Origin of the sequence: Salinivibrio sp. MA427 (assembly GCF_001996115.1) — a bacterium.
GTDB classification, from domain to species: Bacteria; Pseudomonadota; Gammaproteobacteria; order Enterobacterales; family Vibrionaceae; genus Salinivibrio; species Salinivibrio costicola.
The window spans coordinates 1-5,132 of the sequence record NZ_MUFH01000187.1; the positions used below are offsets into that span (position 1 = coordinate 1).

A 5,132-nucleotide genomic window follows, 5' to 3' on the forward strand; every position below is an offset into this window, starting at 1 on the left:
ATTATGGAATGGGCGCGCTACGACACCATTCGTGATTAGTAAAAGATCACAGGAAACGTGACGACAGGGCGCCTCGTGTGCCCTTTTTACCAACACCCACTTGAGAATGATTATCATAACCGTTATCTTTAAAGTATGATCGGCTGGCGATATCGCGCCGTAGTCACATGCATAATGAACGAGATTAACGCTTATGAGAAAACACCTGCTAATTATTGCGGCACTCTTGCTCTCTCCGATGGCGCACGCCGACCAATTAAAACACGCGGACAAGTTAAAAGTGGTGACCAGCTTTACCATTCTCGCGGATATGGCTGGCAACGTAGCGGGCGAGCATGCCGAGGTAGTGTCGCTCACTAAACCCGGCGCTGAGATCCACAATTACCAACCCACTCCAGGAGATATTCTGCGCGCGCAAGGTGCGGATGTGGTGATGTGGAACGGATTAGGCTTAGAGCGCTGGTTCGAACGTTTTTTCCAGCACATTGATAAGGTACCGAATGTGATCCTATCTGACGGAGTGGCGCCAATTGTGATTGCCTCGGGCCCGTATCGTGGCAAACCCAACCCGCACGCGTGGATGTCTCCTTCTGATGCAATGCAATACGTTGATAACATTGCGCAAGCCCTGATTAAATACGACCCTGCCAATCAAGCTCATTATCAAGCCAATGCCAAGGCCTACAAGGCAAAAATTCAAGCTGTGTTCGCTCGTGCGCAAGACGCGCTATCCGCTGTCCCCGAATCCCAGCGTTGGCTAGTAAGCAGTGAAGGCGCTTTTTCCTATCTAGCGCGAGATTTGAACCTCAACGAAGCCTATTTATGGCCGATTAACGCTGAGCGTCAGGGCACACCACAACAAGTTCGCGCGCTGATTGATACCGTGCGAGAACACCAAGTACGTGCCGTGTTCTCCGAAAGCACCGTGTCTGATGCGCCCGCCAAACAAGTCGCCGCCGAAACCGACGCGCGCTATGGCGGCATTTTATATGTCGATTCGCTCAGTCAAGCTGACGGACCGGTGCCTGATTATCTATCCTTACTGACAGTGACCACAGAAACCGTCTTAGCGGGGTTGCGCCATGACGCACTATGATTTAACCGATGGCACGCCCAGTGTGTTAGATGTCAACGAGGTGCGTGTCGTCTATCGAAACGGCCTGTGTGCCCTTGAGCACGCCAGCTTCTCGCTGCCAGCGAAAACCATCACTGCCTTGGTGGGTGCCAATGGCAGCGGCAAATCCACCTTGTTTAAAGCGATCATGGGGTTTGTGAATCCCGGCAGTGGCAGCATTGCAGTGAACGGCACCCCCATTAAGCAAGCGCAAAAAGCAGGCTTGGTCGCTTATGTGCCTCAATCCGAAGAAATCGACTGGTCGTTCCCCGTGTTAGTAAAAGATGTGGTGATGATGGGCCGCTACGGCAAGATGTCATTTATGCGTCGCCCCAAAGCGGCGGATCATCAAGCGGTGGATGAGGCCTTGGCCCGGGTGGATATGACAGCCTTTCGCCAGCGGCAAATTGGCGAACTGTCCGGCGGACAGAAAAAGCGCGTCTTTCTCGCCCGCGCGCTGGCTCAGCACAGCCCGCTGATTTTACTGGATGAGCCCTTTACTGGCGTAGATGTCACCAGTGAAGAGTCGATTATGCGTTTGCTGCTCGAGCTCAAAGACGAAGGCAAAACCATTTTAATTGCCACCCATAACCTTGGCACCGTGCCCGACTTTTGCGATCGCACCGTGCTGGTCAATCGCGCCGTGGTGGCAGGCGGGCATACCGAAAATGTGTTTACCACCGAGAACCTCAGCGCCATTTTTGGCGGCAAACTGCGCCAGTATGTGATGCCCAGTGAGAAACTCCACCAAGACGCCGATCCGCGCGAGCTGTCAGTCATTTCCGACGATGAACGACCCTTGGTGGTGTATGGCAAGCGCGAACAAAGCGCGCAGGAGCGGCGCGAATGAGCTTACTCGATCCTCTCGCCTATCAATACATGCAAAAAGCATTGCTGGTCACCACCTTGATTGGCGGCGTGTGCGGCTTGCTCTCGGCTTTTTTGATGCTCAAAGGTTGGTCGCTGATGGGCGATGCCCTCTCCCATGCGATTGTACCGGGCGTTGCCGGCGCTTATATGCTGGGCTTGCCCTTTTCACTCGGCGCCTTTGTTGCCGGCGGCATGGCCGCGAGTGTGATGCTGTTTTTGCACCAACGTAGCCAGATAAAACAAGATGCGATCATCGGTTTAATCTTCTCGAGCTTTTTCGCCTTCGGCCTCTTTTTGGTCTCGATTTCGCCCGTCGCGGTCGATATTCAACAAATTATGCTGGGCAACTTGCTCGCCATTGCCCCGCTCGATGCGATGCAAATGCTGATCATTGCCTTGGTGAGCCTCACCGTGCTGGCAGTGAAATGGCGTGATTTTATGCTGACTTTTTTCGATGAAAGCCACGCCCGCTGCATTGGTTTACCTGTGGTGGGGCTCAAGGTGCTGTTTTTTGCGCTGCTCAGTGCTTGCACCATGGCGGCACTTAAAAGTGTCGGTGCCTTTTTGGTGATTTGCTTAGTAATCGCCCCCGGTGCCACCGCCTATTTATTGAGCGATCGCTTCGGGCCCGTGTTGGTACTGAGTGGTGTCATCGGCACATTCACCTCACTGTTTGGGGTGTACATCAGCTATTTCGCTAACCTTAACGCCGGCGCACTGATTGTGTTGGCCCAAGTGGGACTCTTCTTAGCTGCCTTTGTGTTTGGCCCCAAACACGGGATCCTCGCGCGGCGCGCCAAACGTCAGGAGGCACTGCAATGAATCCGTATCAACTGACTTTTATGCAAGATGCGCTGCTCATGGCCGTCTTGGTGGCACTACCCTGCGCGCTGCTTTCATGCTATTTGGTGTTAAAAGGCTGGTCATTGATTGGCGATGCCGTGGCACACGCGGTGCTGCCGGGATTGGTGCTAGCAAACTTGTTTGGCCTGCCGCTGATTGTCGGCGCCTTTGCTGCGGGCTCCGCATGCGCCACCAGTGTGCATTGGCTCAAACAAAATAGCCGTGTGAAAGAAGACACCTTACTGGGGATTGTGTTTTCTGGCTTTTTCGCGCTGGGGCTGATTTTGCAAGGCCAGTTCCCGTCTGATTTGCACCTTGATCATATTCTATTTGGCAACCTGTTGGGGATTAACCACCAACAGCTGCTCACCGCCGCCATTACCGGCTTAGTCGTGCTTGCGCTAGTGCTGCTTAAAGGGCGAGATTTAATGCTGCTCTCGTTCGACCCTGCACAAGCCAGCGTGCTTGGGCTCCCCGTGCAAAAGCTTCACTGGCTCTTACTCTCGGTAATGATTGCCACCATTGTTGCGGGGTTACATGCGGTGGGGATTATCTTAGTGGTGGCGATGTTGATTGCACCGGGCGTCACCGCCTTTATGCTCAGCAAACAATTTAGCCGCATGTTATGGATTGCCTGTGCAATTGCCTTGGTCACCGCCGTGGGCGGCGTCACTCTGTCGTTTTACCTCGACAGTGCACCAGGCCCGACCATTGTATTGCTACTCACAGGCTGTTTTGTGGTGACCTTTGCATGGCAGCAATATCAAATCCACCGCAACCAACAGCGCCCGCAGCCGACGCAGCAAACAACAAAAGCAACGCGCTCTGCCACCACCCATTCAGCGCAATCGCACTGATCGGCATCGACGGGCACAGCCGCATCCCAACCAGAGCAGTGCGCGAGATAGAGCTCGCGCACATTGCTCGTCGAATAGGTTTTATCGCCCATAGCCGTCATCTTGCCTTCACGTACGTCAAATTTCAGCCTAGTGGTATGCTTCGTAAGTGCTCTTCGATGGCCTTAATCATCGACTTAGTAAGTGGTAAATGCGCTTTTTCTTTTGCCCATACTTCATGGAAGCCTGCTACAGTTTGCTTTGCGGTATCTAACACCAATTTTTCTGGCAACATGGCTTTAGCAGCTAAGTGTGATAGCTCATCCAGCGTAAAATCACTGAATTTCTCGCTACGGCTAACCTTAAGCGACGCACTATCATCGGGGATATAAGGAATGGTCGAGACAAAGTCATAAGCAGGTGCAATCGATGCTGTGCGCCTATCTTTATAGATCACAGACCAATTCTTCAAATGCATATCGGCATTTCCAATTAAAGTATTGAACACCAATCGACGAGTAAATTCTGCAATGTCTTCGTCTTGCCCTTCAACACCGATAACCTGAGCAATATTCCGCATACTGGCTTTTTTGTATTTATCTTGAGGATAAACGCCGAACACTTGCGCAAAGTCCTCAATGTGCACAGTTTGACCATCTGCACGATCAAAACGCTTGATCACAAACGCACTGTCACCAAATTTGCCAATGCCATTTGGGATATTAGCAATCCGATTAATAGGGAGTAACTGCGTTTCTGGCACGTCCATTCCCAACATTCGAGCCAGTTCCATCATTGAATATTCATTTTCTGGCACAGCTTGAAATCGAGACGACGGCAATTTTACAACCCAAGAACCACCTTGACCGGTTGCTGGGATCGTCAAACCGCCATTTGCCTGCTGCACAGCTGAATACAGGCCGCGATTCGTCATGAATGTACGAATCCATAAAGGCAAAAAGTGTTCTATCATTGCCCACGTTGGTGATCGTTGCGATGGGCTCACCGTAGAGCAACACGTTGAGCGTAGAGACATGATTAGTCATCGTCGTCTTCCTCTAACTGATAAGCGGGCGACATTGCCTCACCTTCATCGCTGATCCCTTGGCTACTTCGAATGATCGACTTAATGGCAGGTACAGATTTTTTTGGTGCAACAAATAACTCTAGGTCGAGTGCACGGGCAAGTGCAATCAAACTGGACACTCTTAAATCAACACCGCCAGACTCGATTTTCGAAATATGGCTTTGAGGCACACCCGAACGAGCACTTAACTCTCTCTGGCTAAAACCTTTACGTACTCGAGCGTCTCGAAGGCTTTTTAGTATCTGCTCTGTTACATAGCTCATTTCGAGACACCTTAATGCATCGCTGAAGAAAAAATTATATACTAAACTATATCACATCAACTAAAAGAACATAAATACGATTAGCTATTACATATCAAAATCCATAAATTGATATATAA

Annotated in this window: 5 protein-coding genes and 1 pseudogene; 4 read left to right on the forward strand and 2 right to left on the reverse strand. The window is 51.1% G+C overall.

Annotated features, from left to right (window positions below; all coding sequences use genetic code 11):
• Positions 1-238: 238 nt before the first annotated feature.
• The 4 genes from BZG79_RS11275 to BZG79_RS11290 are packed head-to-tail and all read left to right on the forward strand — an operon-like array spanning position 239 to position 3,684.
• Positions 239-1,096 (forward strand): metal ABC transporter substrate-binding protein, encoded by an 858-nt coding sequence (locus BZG79_RS11275; protein WP_277919476.1) that lies wholly within the window; start codon positions 239-241, stop codon positions 1,094-1,096.
• Positions 1,083-1,964 carry an ATP-binding cassette domain-containing protein gene (locus BZG79_RS11280; protein WP_077774432.1) on the forward strand — a complete coding sequence of 294 codons (882 nt, stop codon included), beginning with the start codon at positions 1,083-1,085 and terminating at the stop codon, positions 1,962-1,964. The genes BZG79_RS11275 and BZG79_RS11280 overlap by 14 nt, the downstream gene beginning before the upstream one ends.
• Complete coding sequence (locus tag BZG79_RS11285) at positions 1,961-2,806, forward strand: metal ABC transporter permease (RefSeq protein ID WP_077669853.1); 846 nt, start codon at positions 1,961-1,963, stop codon at positions 2,804-2,806. The genes BZG79_RS11280 and BZG79_RS11285 overlap by 4 nt, the downstream gene beginning before the upstream one ends.
• Positions 2,803-3,684 (forward strand): metal ABC transporter permease, encoded by an 882-nt coding sequence (locus BZG79_RS11290; RefSeq protein ID WP_077579303.1) that lies wholly within the window; start codon positions 2,803-2,805, stop codon positions 3,682-3,684. Before BZG79_RS11285 ends, BZG79_RS11290 begins: the two co-directional genes overlap by 4 nt.
• A 124-nt stretch (positions 3,685-3,808) precedes the next feature.
• Here BZG79_RS11290 and BZG79_RS11295 read toward each other — a convergent pair.
• Together BZG79_RS11295 and BZG79_RS11300 are read right to left on the reverse strand one after the other, a co-directional pair.
• A pseudogene (locus BZG79_RS11295) lies at positions 3,809-4,709 on the reverse strand (HipA domain-containing protein).
• Positions 4,702-5,013, reverse strand: coding sequence for a helix-turn-helix transcriptional regulator (locus tag BZG79_RS11300; protein WP_021024254.1), 312 nt, complete (start codon positions 5,011-5,013; stop codon positions 4,702-4,704). The pseudogene BZG79_RS11295 and the gene BZG79_RS11300 overlap by 8 nt, the downstream one beginning before the upstream one ends.
• Between the last annotated feature and the right edge of the window lie 119 nt (positions 5,014-5,132).